At 69.0% G+C, this 13,088-nt stretch carries 11 protein-coding genes and 1 tRNA gene; 6 read left to right on the top strand and 6 right to left on the bottom strand.

The annotated features are described in order from the left end of the window. Window positions 1-88: 88 nt before the first annotated feature. Both A3G1_RS0120995 and A3G1_RS0120990 read left to right on the top strand, forming a co-directional pair. Window positions 89-162 (top strand) — tRNA-Met (locus A3G1_RS0120995). 210 nt (window positions 163-372) lie between these two features. After that, a complete protein-coding gene (locus A3G1_RS0120990) occupies window positions 373-1,518 on the top strand; it encodes a Fic family protein (RefSeq protein WP_018351452.1) in 1,146 nt (381 codons plus the stop codon). A gap of 481 nt (window positions 1,519-1,999) precedes the next feature. On the opposite strand, the gene A3G1_RS0120985 is transcribed toward A3G1_RS0120990, so the two are convergent. The 4 genes from A3G1_RS0120985 to A3G1_RS0120970 form a co-directional block, all read right to left on the bottom strand. Next, window positions 2,000-2,197 carry a helix-turn-helix transcriptional regulator gene (locus A3G1_RS0120985; protein ID WP_018351451.1) on the bottom strand — a complete coding sequence of 66 codons (198 nt, stop codon included), beginning with the start codon at window positions 2,195-2,197 and terminating at the stop codon, window positions 2,000-2,002. 2 nt (window positions 2,198-2,199) lie between these two features. After that, window positions 2,200-2,589 (bottom strand): hypothetical protein, encoded by a 390-nt coding sequence (locus tag A3G1_RS0120980; protein ID WP_018351450.1) that lies wholly within the window; start codon window positions 2,587-2,589, stop codon window positions 2,200-2,202. A gap of 150 nt (window positions 2,590-2,739) precedes the next feature. After that, entirely contained in the window at window positions 2,740-3,387 is a 648-nt protein-coding gene (locus tag A3G1_RS0120975) for a response regulator (protein WP_026212345.1), read from the bottom strand. Then, window positions 3,378-4,526: a sensor histidine kinase gene (locus A3G1_RS0120970; RefSeq protein ID WP_018351448.1), complete on the bottom strand. Its 1,149-nt coding sequence runs from the start codon at window positions 4,524-4,526 to the stop codon at window positions 3,378-3,380. Before A3G1_RS0120970 ends, A3G1_RS0120975 begins: the two co-directional genes overlap by 10 nt. Window positions 4,527-4,664: 138 nt before the next feature. Between A3G1_RS0120970 and A3G1_RS0120965 the strand changes: the two genes are divergently transcribed. Together A3G1_RS0120965 and A3G1_RS0120960 are read left to right on the top strand one after the other, a co-directional pair. Then, complete coding sequence (locus tag A3G1_RS0120965) at window positions 4,665-5,411, top strand: ABC transporter ATP-binding protein (protein WP_018351447.1); 747 nt, start codon at window positions 4,665-4,667, stop codon at window positions 5,409-5,411. 8 nt (window positions 5,412-5,419) lie between these two features. Further along, window positions 5,420-8,017 carry an ABC transporter permease gene (locus A3G1_RS0120960; protein ID WP_245563556.1) on the top strand — a complete coding sequence of 866 codons (2,598 nt, stop codon included), beginning with the start codon at window positions 5,420-5,422 and terminating at the stop codon, window positions 8,015-8,017. A gap of 11 nt (window positions 8,018-8,028) precedes the next feature. On the opposite strand, the gene A3G1_RS35960 is transcribed toward A3G1_RS0120960, so the two are convergent. After that, entirely contained in the window at window positions 8,029-10,269 is a 2,241-nt protein-coding gene (locus A3G1_RS35960) for an NB-ARC domain-containing protein (protein ID WP_018351445.1), read from the bottom strand. 171 nt (window positions 10,270-10,440) lie between these two features. Here A3G1_RS35960 and A3G1_RS39740 point away from each other — a divergent pair, with 171 nt between their 5' ends. Then, a complete protein-coding gene (locus A3G1_RS39740; protein ID WP_245563555.1) occupies window positions 10,441-11,787 on the top strand; it encodes a recombinase family protein in 1,347 nt (448 codons plus the stop codon). A gap of 92 nt (window positions 11,788-11,879) precedes the next feature. After that, on the top strand, window positions 11,880-12,452 hold the full coding sequence (locus tag A3G1_RS0120945) for a hypothetical protein (protein WP_018351443.1): 573 nt from the start codon (window positions 11,880-11,882) through the stop codon (window positions 12,450-12,452). Window positions 12,453-12,554: 102 nt separating this feature from the next. Here A3G1_RS0120945 and A3G1_RS35955 read toward each other — a convergent pair whose 3' ends face one another. Beyond that, entirely contained in the window at window positions 12,555-13,088 is a 534-nt protein-coding gene (locus A3G1_RS35955) for an Imm1 family immunity protein (RefSeq protein WP_018351442.1), read from the bottom strand.

Genomic DNA, 13,088 nt, shown 5'->3' with positions numbered 1-13,088 from the left:
CGCGTGGATGGATACCGATTTGGCGAACCGGCGGCGGTCGGCTAATGTAGTTCAAGTCAGCGAGGCAAGAAATTGAAACGCTGAACGGCGCGGGGTGGAGCAGCTCGGTAGCTCGCTGGGCTCATAACCCAGAGGTCACAGGTTCAAATCCTGTCCCCGCTACTGGTTGAAAGAGGGTCGAACCGGACAGGTTCGACCCTCTTTTTGTCTGAAATCAGTCGATGATCCAGTTCGTCGAACCCCGTGTGTGACCAAGGTTGTGACCAGCCAGCCAGGCTCCAAGGGGCGAACCCAGGGCGCACCCGGGTTCACAGATTGACAAATCATCTGTTCAGATTGACAGATGATTTGTCAATCTGCTATCTGTGGGTCATGTTGTTTGAGGTGCCAGAACTCGATGACGAAGACGCTCGGGTGATCGCGGAGATCAACGATTTTCGCCAGAATCTTCGCGTCTACCTACGTGAGCCTCGGCGATGGAGCGGGCAGCTGCGTCGAAACCTGAAAGCTCGTGCGGTCAGGGGCTCCAACAGCATCGAAGGGTACGAGGTGTCACTTGATGATGCGTTGGCCATCATGGAGGACGAGGAGCCGCTTGATGCGGATCGCCGCACCTCGCTGGAGATCGTTGGCTACCGGAATGCCTTGACCTATGTTCAGCAGCTTGCAGACGACGCATCATTTGTTCTGGATGAGTCGTTGCTGCGTAGCCTGCACTTCATGATGCTGGGTCACGATCTGAGCAAGAGTCCCGGCCGGTACCGCCAAGGTCAGATATTCGTCCACGACGAGGAACATGATGTGCGGGTGTACGAGGGTCCCGATGCCGATATGGTGGCGGGCTTGATGCGAGAGCTCATCGAGTACCTCAATGACGACGAAAGTCCTGTCTTCGTTCGGGCTGCGATGGCTCACCTGAATCTTGTGATGATCCATCCTTTCCGCGACGGCAACGGGAGAATGGCGCGTGCGCTCCAAACGATGGTGCTGGCTCGCGAGAAGATCCTGACCCCGGAGTTCAGCAGTATTGAGGAATGGTTGGGTAGAAACACTACGGCCTACTACTCGGTGCTTGCTGAGACGGGCGGAGGTGCGTGGCATCCAGAGCGTAGCTCCAAGTCGTGGGTTAGGTTTAATCTTGTAGCCCACCATATGCAGGCTCAGACGGTGCTGCGTCGAGTCGACGACGCTAAGCGCACTTGGGGCGAGCTGGAGCGGGTTGCGGCTGCTAAGAAACTGCCGGAGCGCGCGATTTTCGCCCTCTACTCGGCGGCTCTCGGTCTCAAGGTGCGTCGGGCGTTCTATGAAAAAGATGCCGATGTGGAGTTGGGAACGGCCAACCGGGATCTTCGAATGATGGTCGACGCCGGGTTTCTGCAAGCGATGGGGGAGACCAAGGGACGTTACTATGTCGCTACCCCTGAGCTCCGGAACATCCGCTTAGGTGTAATTCAGGAGAGGCGACGCCTCGAAGATCCTTATGAATCGCCGAATCAGTTTGTCATCCAGCTCAGGTAAGGGATTCAACGGTAGAAGTGCTGGAAGCAGCTGACTCGCCCTAAGGTCGGGCCACATCTGGCTGCCGTGACCTGAACTGTGGCCGAGAGATGCGGGAACGGGCCGGGCGCCTAGGGTCCGGGGGAGACGGCAAATCGTCACGTGAGGCTCGTGACCTGCACGTACAACAATGGGTGCGAACGGGTGAGACGGTCCCCGAAGTTCTCATAACCCAGAGGTCCTAGGTTCAAATCCTAGCCCCGCTACCAAGAAGTGCAGGTCAGGGCGTAGATTTCATTCATTGAGATCTACGCCCTTTCCTGTGTGGTGAGTAAATCAGGCACCTGATACGTCGCCATGCGGTGAAACGGCAGGCGGGCCTGAGTAGCGGCCCCTCTGGGGTGGGCTGGCTGTGGATCTCGCAGGCTTGATCGCTGTGGTGCATGGCCTCACGAGGATCGCAATCCAAGCGGTGAGCGGGGCCCAGCCCTGCCCCGGCCGTCTATTGGCCTTCGGGGAAGAAGACCTCCCCGATCCCCACCCCGAACAGTTCGGCCACCCGGAAGGCCAGCGACAGCCGAGGGTCGAAGTGCCCCTTCTCCATGGAGATCACCGTCTGGCGAGTGATCCCGAGCCGTTCGGCGCATGCCTGCTGGGACAGGCCAGCGGCGGCGCGCAGCTCGGCGACCCGGTTGCGCATCCCTACGCCCCCCGCCGCGCGGCGACCAGGTAGCGCGCGCCCGCGTCGGCCAGTCCGAGGACGAGGAAGACCTGGAGCGGGATGTCGGGCGCGCCGAGCGCGTACTTCGCGCCCAGCGCCAGCGCCATCGCGGTGAGCAGGTCGACGAGTGCCCCGTAGGCCGCGCGCTGCTTCCACGCGTGCTCGACGGTGTCCTCGGGGTTGCGCGGGGCGTCCGGATCGGGGAGGAAGGCCCAGATCACGCCGGCGAAGATCGGCCAGGTGGTGATCGCGAAGGCGATGAAGGTGATCATTTTCTGGTCGTCGGCGACGAACGCGGCGATCAGGCCGCCGAGCAGCGCCAGCGCGATGCCGGCCGGAAGGGCGATCGCCCAGCGGTTCAGCTTTCTCATGGGTTGCCCCCTGGCAATGTCTGAGTTCTTTGACATATTCAGGGTGCCGCACCCACACCCGATTGTCAAACTTCTCTTACATCGTGCGCCCGGGATGAGACATCAGCCATCTAGTGGCCAGGCGGCCGCCCATGAGGCGCCGACGAGTGTTCAGGTGCCTGCCGCGTTGAGGTGGGCGAGGACGGCGAGGACGCGGCGGTGGCCGCTGTCGGTCACGGCGAGGCCGAGCTTGGCGAAGATGTTGCCGATGTGCTTGTGAACGGCGTTGTCGGTGATGACGAGCTGCCCGGCGATGGCGTTGTTGTCGTGGCCCTGTGCCATCAGCGCGAGTACCTCGCGTTCGCGCGGGGTGAGGGCGGCGATCGGGTCGCCGGCCCGCTGGACGAGCCCGGCGATGACCTCGGGGTCCATCGCGGTACCCCCGGCGGCGACCCGGCGGACCGCGTCGACGAACTCGTCCACCCGGCTGACCCGGTCCTTGAGGAGATAGCCGACCCCGCCGGCGGAGCTGGACAGCAGCTCGGCGGCGTACTGCTGCTCGACGTACTGCGACAGCACCAGGACGGGCAGGCCGGGGTGCTCCTTGCGGGCCTGGAGCGCCGCCCGGATCCCCTCGTCGCGGAACGACGGTGGCAGCCGGACGTCGACGATCGTGACGTCGGGCCGGTGTTCCCGTACGGCGGCGAGGAAGGCGGGTGCGTCGACGGCGACCGCCGCGATCTGGAAGCCCGCGCGGCCCAGCAGCAACTCGAGCCCGGTGGACAGCAGTACGTTGTCCTCGGCGATCACTACCCGCATGGCAGCTCCAGGGTGATGACTGTCGGCCCGCCGGCCGGGCTGTTGATGTCGATGGTGCCGTCGAGCGCGAGTACCCGGCCGCGGATTCCGGTGATGCCGGTGCCCCGCCCCTCGTCGGCGCCGCCGGTACCGTTGTCGGTGATCACTACCGAAAGCCGGTCGGCCGTGCGGCTCAGCCGGACGCTGGCCTCGGTCGCCTGGCTGTGTTTGGTGACGTTCGTGAGCGCCTCGGCGACGGCGAAGTAGACGACGGCCTCCACGGCCGCCGGAACGCGCTCCAGCTCCCCGATGTCCAGCCGGACCGGCACGCCGCACCGGGTCGTCACCGCCGTCAGGGCGCCGGTGAGGCCACGGTCGGCGAGGATCGGCGGGTACACGGTCCGGATCACCTCGCGGAGTTCGGCCATCGCCTCCTCGGTTCCGGTGTGGGCGTCCTGGAGGAGTCCCGCCACGAACTCGTCGTCGCGCGGGTTGTCGGTGAAGGCCTGCCGCGCCACGGCCAGCCGCATCGCGATCGCCACGAGCCGGGCCTGGGTACCGTCGTGGAGGTCGCGTTCGATCCGGCGCAGCTCGGCCCCGTGCGCGTCGAGCACGTCCGCGCGGCTGCGGGTCAGCACGGCGACGCGCTCGGCGAGCTGCTCGTTCGCGGTGTGCGACAGCACCAGCAGGCAGATCCGGGCGTGCGCGCGGGCGACCGGCGGGAAGCACAGGTACGCCAGCAGGCCGAGTAACAGGATCTGGAGCGGGCCGAGAGTGAGGGCGGTCGGCCAGCCGGTCACGGGGACGTCGACGAACAGCCGTGGCCGATCCTCCAGCCGGAACGCCCACCACAGTGGAGTGGCGATCAGCGCGACCACGATGTTGCCCGCGCACAGCAGCGCCGGCAGGCCGAGCACCACTCCGGCCACGACGTTCACCGGCAGCCAGAGCAGGGAACGGGATGTGCTGCCGCCGGCGGGAACGGCCGGTGCCCCGAGCAGCCGGGCCGCGCGGGCCCGGTGCCGGTCCGCCCAGCGCCGCGCGAGATTCGGGACGAGCAGGAGCGGCAGCGCGAGTATGGTGACGACCCCGGAGAGTAACGAGCCCAGGAGGTAGGTGCAGCTGCGCCGAGCCTGTCGCCACCGTTGCCCCGACGCCACCAAAGATCCTTTCGCTGTACCTCGCCGCGTCGAGTCTGCCCGGTGCCCGCCGCGCCTGCCACTACAGCCAGCTGTAGCTCAGATCCGGGGGCTGAGGGTATCGGGCCGGGCCGCCCGCCGAACCTAACGTCGGACAGCATGAGATCCACGAAGGACGGAAAGTACGCGGTGCGGCTGGACGCGGTGTCGAAGGAGTACCGGTCGGGGAAGAACACGGTGCGGGCGCTCGACGCGGTGACGGCCGGGTTCCTGTCCGGTACTTTCACCGCCGTCATGGGGCCGTCCGGCTCGGGTAAGAGCACGTTCCTGAACTGCGCGGCCGGCCTGGACCAGCCGACAGCCGGCCGGGTCGTGCTGGGCGACGTGGACCTGTCCACCCGGTCGGAGACCGAGCTGACCGAGCTGCGGCGGGATCGGATCGGGTTCGTCTTCCAGGCGTACAACCTGCTGGGGTCCTTGACCGTGGCGGAGAACGTCACGCTGCCGCTGCGGCTGGCTGACCGGAAGGCCGACGGTGCCTTCCTGCGCGAGGTACTCGGTGCGGTGGGCCTGGCCGAGCACCTCGACCGGCGGCCCGGCGAGCTGTCCGGCGGTCAGCAGCAGAGGGTCGCGATCGCCCGCGCGCTGATCAACCACCCCGACGTCGTGGTCGCCGACGAGCCGACCGGCGCGCTGGACACCCGTTCCAGCAGGCAGGTTCTGGAACTGCTGCGCCGCGTCGTCGACGAGCTGGGGCAGACGGTGCTGATGGTCACGCATGACCCGGTGGCCGCCTCGTACGCGGATTCCGTGGTGTTCCTGGCCGACGGGCGGCTGGCGGGCGAACTGGCCCGGCCTGCGCCGGAGCAGGTCGCGGCACGCATGACGCACCTGGGCGAATGGTGATCCGCCTCGTGCGGCGCCTGGCCGGCGTCGTCGTGCCGTCGCGCAGGGACCTGTCGCTGGCGTGGAGCACGATCAAGGGGCGCAGGGGCGGGTTCGCCGGCTCGTTCTTCGCGATCGCCGCTGGATCGGCGGTTATCACTGCGTGCGGCGTCCTGCTGATGTCCGGGCTCGGTGCCGGAGTCCAGCCCGAGCGGTACTCAGGCGCGGCAGTGGTCGCCGGCGCTGAGCAGTCCTTCTGGCTGGACGAGACCGCCGAGGTCCGGTACAGCGAGCGGGTCACGCTGCCGGCCGGGGCGGTCGCGGCCGTCGCGGCGGTACCGGGAGTCCAGTCGGCTGTGGGTGACGTCAGCGTCGAGGTCAGCCTGCTGGGGCCGGGCGGGGAGGCTGTGGGCGGGCCGGGTGGCTTTCCGGTACTCGGGCACGGCTGGTCCAGCGCTGTCCTCGCGCCGTTCCGGGTGAGCGAGGGCCGGGCATCGTCCACTTCGGACGAAGTGGTGCTCGACGCCGGCCTTGCCGCGCGTGGTGGTGTGCGGGTCGGTGCGACGGTACGCCTCGTCGCCGGCTCGGTCCCGTCCTCCTACCGCGTGGTCGGCATCGCCACCGCCCCGGGCAGCGGGCTGGTCCGGCAGTCCGCCGTGTTCTTCACCGATGATCAGGCGGCCCGGCTGTCCGGCCGTCCCGATCGGGTGGACGCCATCGGAGTGCTCGCCGCGCCCGGTGCCGACCCGGTGGAGCTGGCGGGAAGGATCACCGCCGCTGTGCCGGGCGTGATGGCCCGGACCGGCACGGGGCGCGGTGACGTCGAGTTCCTGGACGTGGGTGACGCCCGCAGCCTGGTGGTGGAGACTGCGGCCTCGTTCGGCGGCACCATGGTCCTGATCGTGGTGTTCGTGGTCGCGAGCACCCTCGCGCTGTCGGTACGCCAGCGCAGGCGGGAACTCGCCCTGCTCCGCGCCATCGGTGCGACGCCCCGGCAGATCCACCGGATGATCGGTGCCGAGATGACCCTGGTCGCCTCGGCTGGCGCGGTGGCCGGCGCGGTCCCGGGCGTGGCGCTCGCGTTCGTGATGCGCGGCGTGTTCGTCCTCGCTGGCGCGATGCCCCCGGACTTCCAGGTGCGCGTGGGATTCCTGCCGGTCCTCGCCGCGCTGCTGCTGTGCGTGACCAGCGCCCGGGTCGCCGGCTGGCTGGTCGCGCGCCGGGTGGCCAGGGTCAGCCCGGTCGAGGCCCTCGCGGACGCGGCGATCGAGCCCAGGAAGCTCGGCTGGGTCCGGCTCGGCCTCGGTATCGTGCTCGTCCCGCTCGGGTTCCTGCTGACCTTCGGCAACGTGGCGTCGGGAGGAGACTCGGCGGCCGATACGGCTGCGAGCGCGGTACTCCTGTTCGTCGTGGCCCTCGGTTGCCTCGGGCCGGTGCTGCTCTGCGGCACGCTCGTGCCGTCCGGCTGGATCGTGAGCCGGTGGTCCTCGGCCAGCGGCTTCCTCGCGCAGGCCAACGCCCGGGCCGGATACAGACGGCTCAGCGCGGCCACCACCCCGCTGGCCGTGGGCGTGACCCTGGCTGCCGTGCAGGTGTTCACAGCTTCCACGGCGATCGTCGCTGCGCAGCAGCAGGCCGAGGACGGGCTCCGCGCCGACCATGTGCTGACCGTGTCGTCGGGCACGGGGGTGTCCCCGGAAGTCGTGGCCGCAGTGCGCGGCGTGCCGGGGGTGGCGGTGGTGACGCCGGTGGCCCGGACGCGGGTGTTGCTGACCTTCCCGTCCGAGGACAGCACCGCCACCAAGGCCTTCTCCGCGCAGGGCGTCACCCCCGAAGGGCTCTCCGAGACCATGGACCTCGCGGTCATCGAGGGCGACATCGTGAACCTGCGGGGCGAGGCGGCTGTGGCACTGAGCCGGATCGTCGCGGAGTCCATCGGCGCGAAAGCCGGCGGTACCACCGAACTGCGGCTCGGCGACGGCACGCTGATCAGGCCGCGCGTGGTGGCGATCTACGAGAACGGCCTGGGCTTCGCGGACGTCACCCTGCCCAACGACCTCGTGGTCACCCACACCACCGCACAGGTCAACAGCGCTGTGCTGATCAGGTCGGCAGCCGGGGCGGACGCGAAGGGGCTGGCGGGTGCGCTGCGCGCCGCCGTCGAGCGGTACCCGACGGTCCGGGTCGGCGGGCGGGAGGCGTTCCTGGCCGGACCCGGTTCCGGCGGCCCGGGCGACTGGGCACTCAACCTGCTGTTCCAGACCGTCCTGCTCGGATACATCGCCATCGCCGTGGTGAACAGCCTGGTGATGGCGACGGGGGCCCGGGTACGCGAGTTCGCCATGTTGCGGCTCGCCGGTGCGAGCCGCCGGCAGGTCCGCTCGATGGTGAACGCCGAGGCCGCGATCGTGGTGTCGTCCGCGTTGCTGTCCGGGCTGGTGGCGGCGATCCCGCCGCTGGCCGGCTACAGCCTCGGGCTGACGGGGTCGCCCGTGCCCAGCTTCTCCCCGGCCGGGCTGCTCGCGATCGTGGCGCTGACCGTCGCGCTCGCCTGGGGAGCGATGCGGCTGGCCACCCGGTACGCGATGCGGCCAGCGCCGGCTGACGCGATCGGCGGGCGCGAGTAGCGGACTCTGGGCTACTCCGTGGCTGGCAGCAAGGCCTGAGCCCGCTCCACCACGGGGAGCTGCCCGATCTCCTGCGCGAGGGCGAGAGCGCGCTGGGCCTGCTCGGCCGCGCCGGGTCGGTCGCCGGCCGCGAGGAGTGCCCTGGCCAGGGCGACGCGGGCCGGTGCCTCCAGAATGCGGTAGTCCAGGCCGACAGCGACCTCGACTGCCTCGGCCGCCTCGGTGACCGCCTGGTCGTGCGCCCCCTCCCGGATGCGCACGGCTGACAGGCCGATCAGCGCCTGGACGATCGCCTTCTGCTGAGCGGTCTCCCTGGCCAGCCGCAGGGCTGCCGCCTGGTGCCCGGCCCCGGCCTCATCGCCCATCGCTTCGAGGATCATGCCGAGGATGACCTGGGCGTACGCCTCACCGAACTGCGCGCCCGGCTTCTGGATGATGTCGAGCGCGAGAACCGCCTGCTCGCGGGCTGCCGCGTGGTCGCCGAGCATCAGCAGCGTGTGCGCCGCCGCGCTCCGCGCCTGTCCCTCGCCGTAGGAGTCGCCGTGCGCGGCGTAGAGCCGGGTCACGTGCGCGAGTTCCTCAGCGGACTCCTCGAACCTGCCCAGCTCGCGCAGGGCGATGCCGAGCATGAGGCGGGCCGCGCGCTCCGGCTGCTGGTCCGGGTAGCTGCCCTGGTCGAGCGCTGTGCGCAGGCTGGCGGCCACCTCGGCGAGCCGGCCGCGCTCGATGCCGACGATCGCGAGGTTCAGGCTGGCGAGCGCCGCGCTGCCCGGCCGGCCGGCCGCGTTGTAGGCGGTCACGGCGGCCGCCCAGGCGTCAGCTGCCTCGTCGAGCAGGCCGCTGTGCAGGTAGGCGGATCCCTGGATGTTCAGGGCGGTGCCGAGCAGCATCTGGTCGCCGATCTCGCGGCTCAGCTCGATCGCCCTCGCGCAGTGCTCGATGGTGGCGGTGCTCTCGCCCCGGGCGTACCAGAGGTTGCTCAGGTTGAGCTCCATCGCGATCTGCCCCTGGTGGCTGCCTGCTCGCTGGGCGGCGCGCAGGCAGGCCTCCGCCGTGTCCCGCCAGCCCTCGACCGGGTCGTGGTGCATCAGGTACCCGCGCAGCAGGTCCATCAGCAGCCACGAGGCCGGGTACGGGCCGTGCTCCGCGGTGTGCCGGGCGATCGCGATGAGGTTGGCCGACTCCTGCCGCAGCCAGGCCAGCGCGCCAGGGACCTCGTCGAAGGCGACCTGGGGCAGCCCGGGGCGGAGCTCGGGCAGCACCCGCCGTTCCGTCAGCGGGAAGATCGTCAGCATCGTGTCCGACAGGGTGTGCGCGTACCAGGCGTACACAGTGGCCAGGCTGTCCTCCACATCGGACTGCCCGCTGGACAGCTCTGCGGCGTAGAGCCGGAGCAGGTCGTGGAAGGTGTAGCGGCCCTGGCCGGCCGGCTCGATCAGGTGGGTCCTGGCCAGCTGGTCCAGCAGGCCCTCGGCGGTGTCCTGCTGGACGCCGAGGAGCACCGCGGCGACCTCGGCGCCGAACCCGGCACACGGCAGCGCGCCGAGCAGCCAGAACAGCCGGGCGGCCTGGGCCGGCAGCCGTTCGTAGGACTGGTCGAACGCCGCGCGGACCGAGGCCGTCGGGTCCTCGCCGAGCGCGAGCGTGCCGAGCCGGTCACCCTCGCGCAGCTCGGCGACGTGCCGGGCGATGGTCGTACCCGGCTGGTCGGCCAGCAGCGCGGCGGTGATCCGGATCGCGAGTGGCAGGTGGCCGCACAGGCCGGCCAGCTCGGCGGCCGCCTCCGGTTCCGCGGCGACCCTGGCCCGGCCGATCACCCGGGACAGCAGGTCGAGGCTCTCGGCGGGGCTGAGCCCGTCGAGGGTGAGCCGGCGGGCGCCGTCGAGCGCGACGAGGCTGGCCATCCGGTCCCGGCTGGTGATCAGGGCGAGGCTGCCCGGCCCGGTCGGCAGGAGCGGCCTGACCTGCTCCGGGTCGACGGCGTTGTCGAGCAGGACGAGCATCCGGCGGTCGGCGAGCATGCTCCGGTACATGCTGGTGGCCTCGTCCAGGGTGAGGGGGACCTTCTCCGGCGGTACACCCATCGCGCGCAGGAACCTGGTCAGCGCCTCCACCGGCCCCACGGTCGGGAGATGGGAGTAGCCGGCCAGGTTCACGTAGAGCTGGCCGTCGGGGAAGCGGTCCCTGACCCGGTGTGACCAGTGCACGGCCAGCGCGGTCTTGCCGATTCCGTAGTTGTGACGTTGTTTCATTGCTAGGTTGATCTTGTGATGAAGCCATCGAGTGCTATTGGGTATGTCAGGTTGTCTGACCTGCGGTTAGAGGATCTCACGGATGACGGTGAGGGTAAGGGGAACCTGGATCAGAAGGGCCGGATCACGGAGAAGGCGAAGGTTCTGGGGTGGGTTCTGCGGGAGATCATCGTGGAGAATGATCTGTCGCCGGGGCAGGGGAAGACGCGGGCGGCGTCGGCGTTCAAGCGGCGGAAGATTCTGCTGCCGGATGGGCGTAAGGAGCTGCGGACGGTGCGGCCGGGGTTCCGTAAGGCTCTGGACATGCTGTCTCGTGGTGAGGCTGACGGGTTCCTGGCTCTGGATCTGGACCGGACGGTGCGTGACCCGCGTGATCTGGAGGATCTGATCGACGTGGTGGAGGCTTCGAAGCCCCGGGTGCAGGTGGAGTCGGTGACGGGTTCGCTGCGGCTGGCGAATGATGCGGATATCACGATGGCGCGGGTGATGGTCGCGATGGCCAACAAAGCCTCCCGCGACACCGCCCGGCGGGTGTCGGCCGCGAGGGAGCGGCAGGCTCTGGCGGGTGAGTTCGCGGGCGGGCGGCGCCCGTTCGGGCATGAAGACGATGGGATCACCCTGATCGAGGCGGAGACGAAGCTGGTGAACGATTTCTCGATCAAGGCGTTGCAGGGTGCGTCGCTGCGGAGCCTGGCGGCGGAGTGGCGCAGGCGCGGGCTGCCGACAGTGACGGGTGCGGACATGACGGCCGCGACGTTGAAGGATCTGCTGCTGCGTCCTCGCAATATCGGCCGGATGGTGTACCAGGGTGAGGAGGTCGCTGACGCGCCGTGGAAGGGGTACGTGAAGGTCGAGGTGTTCCGGGCGTTGCAGGACAAGTTCGGCGACCCGGCGCGCCAGTCTGGGCCGGGTCCGGCGCCGCGGTGGCTGGGCAGCGGGGTGTACATGTGCGGGATCTGCACGCCTGTGTCGCTGGAACGGCCGGTGTTCTGCGAGGTGACCCGCGCGAACAAGGCGCCGGCCTACAAGTGCAAGGACAAGGCGCACTTGATCCGCTCCGTCAAGCACGTCGACGCCCTCGTCGTCGGCGTGGTGCTGGGCCGGATGCTGCGGGAGGACGCTATCGACCTGCTCCGGCCCGCCGCGCCGGAGGTGGACGTGAAAGAGCTGCGCGCCGAGCGCAAGGCGATCCGCACCAACCTGGATGAGATGGCCGCTGACAAGGCTCTCGGGCTGATCGACCGCGCGCAGCTGATCAAAGCGACCGCTATCGGCAAGGCCCGCATGGACGAGATCGACGCGCTGCTGACCCCGGCGAGCGTGGACTCGCCGTTGAAGCCGCTGATCGAGGCCGACGCCGATGAGATCGAAGCCGTGTGGGAAGGACTGGGACTCGCCCACCAGCAGCTGGTGATCAACACATTGGTCACGGTCCGGATCCTCACCGCCCCGCGCGGCGGGCGAGGCTTCGACCCGGCAGGTGTGGATGTCCGCCTGCGCGAGGACACCGACAGCTGAGCCGCAGAGCCGCATACCCTGCGCAAAGAACACCACCGCCGATCGCACGCCGCACCTGCCTGCAATCCCGCGAGCCGAAGGGCCTGACTACCGTGACCGATCCGATCCCTCGGCGGGACTCCGGGGCGGCGGTGCCCGCCAGCACATACTGGATCGCCGGCTACCACACCGACAGCGACCCGCCCGGCGGGCAGCCCCGGCCATGGGCACAGCTCATCGTCACCACTGCTTGCAGCGCGCCGCTGTCGGCCGAAGCCACACTGGAGATTGCCAGCAAGACCCGGCAGGGAGCCCGCGACATCGTTGTCCTCGGCCCGTTCAGCACTCCCGCACAGGCAGGCTCCGCGCAGGAGCGCTGGCTGGCCGCCCAGCCTGCCAGCCCGGTCGAGCTGATCGCACGCGTCACGGTCGTTACCCTCAGCGGGTATCCGGTGCACCCCGTTGGGGTCCAGCAGGTGCTGCGTGCCCTCGCGCCGTGGCAGCCCGTCCTCGACATCGGTGACGACAGCCCCGTGGCGACCGTGACATTGTCCTTCGTCAACCCCGAGATCACCGCCGCCGCCGGCGCAGCCGGGATCGTCCTCAGCGCCTTCGGGACCGCCGGAGAGCCGGTGAACTTCCAGACCATCACCATCTCCACCCCGGCCACGTACCGAACGGCATGAGCCGCCGGAACGACGGCCATGCCTTGAATCGGGCAGCTGGCTCCTGCATCATTCGGCTACAGCTGCGGGTGCCCGCTCAGGAGCACCCGCAGATGCCGGCTATCAGCGGTCGATTGCGGCGCCGGTTGTGTTGTCACCGTCAAAACGGATGCCGTTCAGCTCGCTCCGTGCCCAGCTGACGCCTTCCGGCCGCATCCCGGTACCCGTGCGGCAGAACTCCTCAAGCACAGCACGCACCTGTTCGATGGGCACTGTACTCCTGGGGTCGTGGAACCGCGGCTCGCCCGGGCTGGCAACAACCCGGGGGTCGAAGGCTGGAGGCTGCGGGTTGTCGGAAACCCAGGCGTTGTCAAAGATGTCTCCTTCGCCAGGGTAGTCGCCGGAGGCAAGCCAGATGACAGCACCGTAGCCAGTTGCCCTGTTCACCGAAACGTGGAGCATCAGTTGCGGCCAGTCCGCCCCTGTACCTGTGTGCCGCCTGTCTGACAGCATGAACCAGGCGTCCTCACCAGGGTCATAGTGCGGACTAAGCGACTCCGCTTCCAATGTCGACAGGGCTTCGTCGATCAATGCCTGCATATCTGGCCAGGTTTCCGCGTAGCTCAACTGCCCGTGGATGAAGGCGTTCAGAATCAT

The sequence above is a fragment of the Longispora albida DSM 44784 genome (assembly GCF_000379825.1).
In the GTDB taxonomy this organism is placed as follows: Bacteria; Actinomycetota; Actinomycetes; order Mycobacteriales; family Micromonosporaceae; genus Longispora; species Longispora albida.
Note: the sequence above shows the minus strand (reverse complement) of the source record. Positions and strands in the feature narration are given on the sequence as shown.

Bases quoted from the DNA above. Each gene is read 5' to 3' on its own strand.
- A3G1_RS0120990 (WP_018351452.1), top strand. From the start codon at position 373: ATGTTGTTTGAGGTGCCAGAACTCGATGACGAAGACGCTCGGGTGATC.
- A3G1_RS0120985 (WP_018351451.1), bottom strand. From the start codon at position 2,197: ATGCGCAACCGGGTCGCCGAGCTGCGCGCCGCCGCTGGCCTGTCCCAG.
- A3G1_RS0120980 (WP_018351450.1), bottom strand. From the start codon at position 2,589: ATGAGAAAGCTGAACCGCTGGGCGATCGCCCTTCCGGCCGGCATCGCG.
- A3G1_RS0120975 (WP_026212345.1), bottom strand. From the start codon at position 3,387: ATGCGGGTAGTGATCGCCGAGGACAACGTACTGCTGTCCACCGGGCTC.
- A3G1_RS0120965 (WP_018351447.1), top strand. From the start codon at position 4,665: ATGAGATCCACGAAGGACGGAAAGTACGCGGTGCGGCTGGACGCGGTG.
- A3G1_RS35960 (WP_018351445.1), bottom strand. From the start codon at position 10,269: ATGAAACAACGTCACAACTACGGAATCGGCAAGACCGCGCTGGCCGTG.
- A3G1_RS35955 (WP_018351442.1), bottom strand. From the start codon at position 13,088: ATGATTCTGAACGCCTTCATCCACGGGCAGTTGAGCTACGCGGAAACC.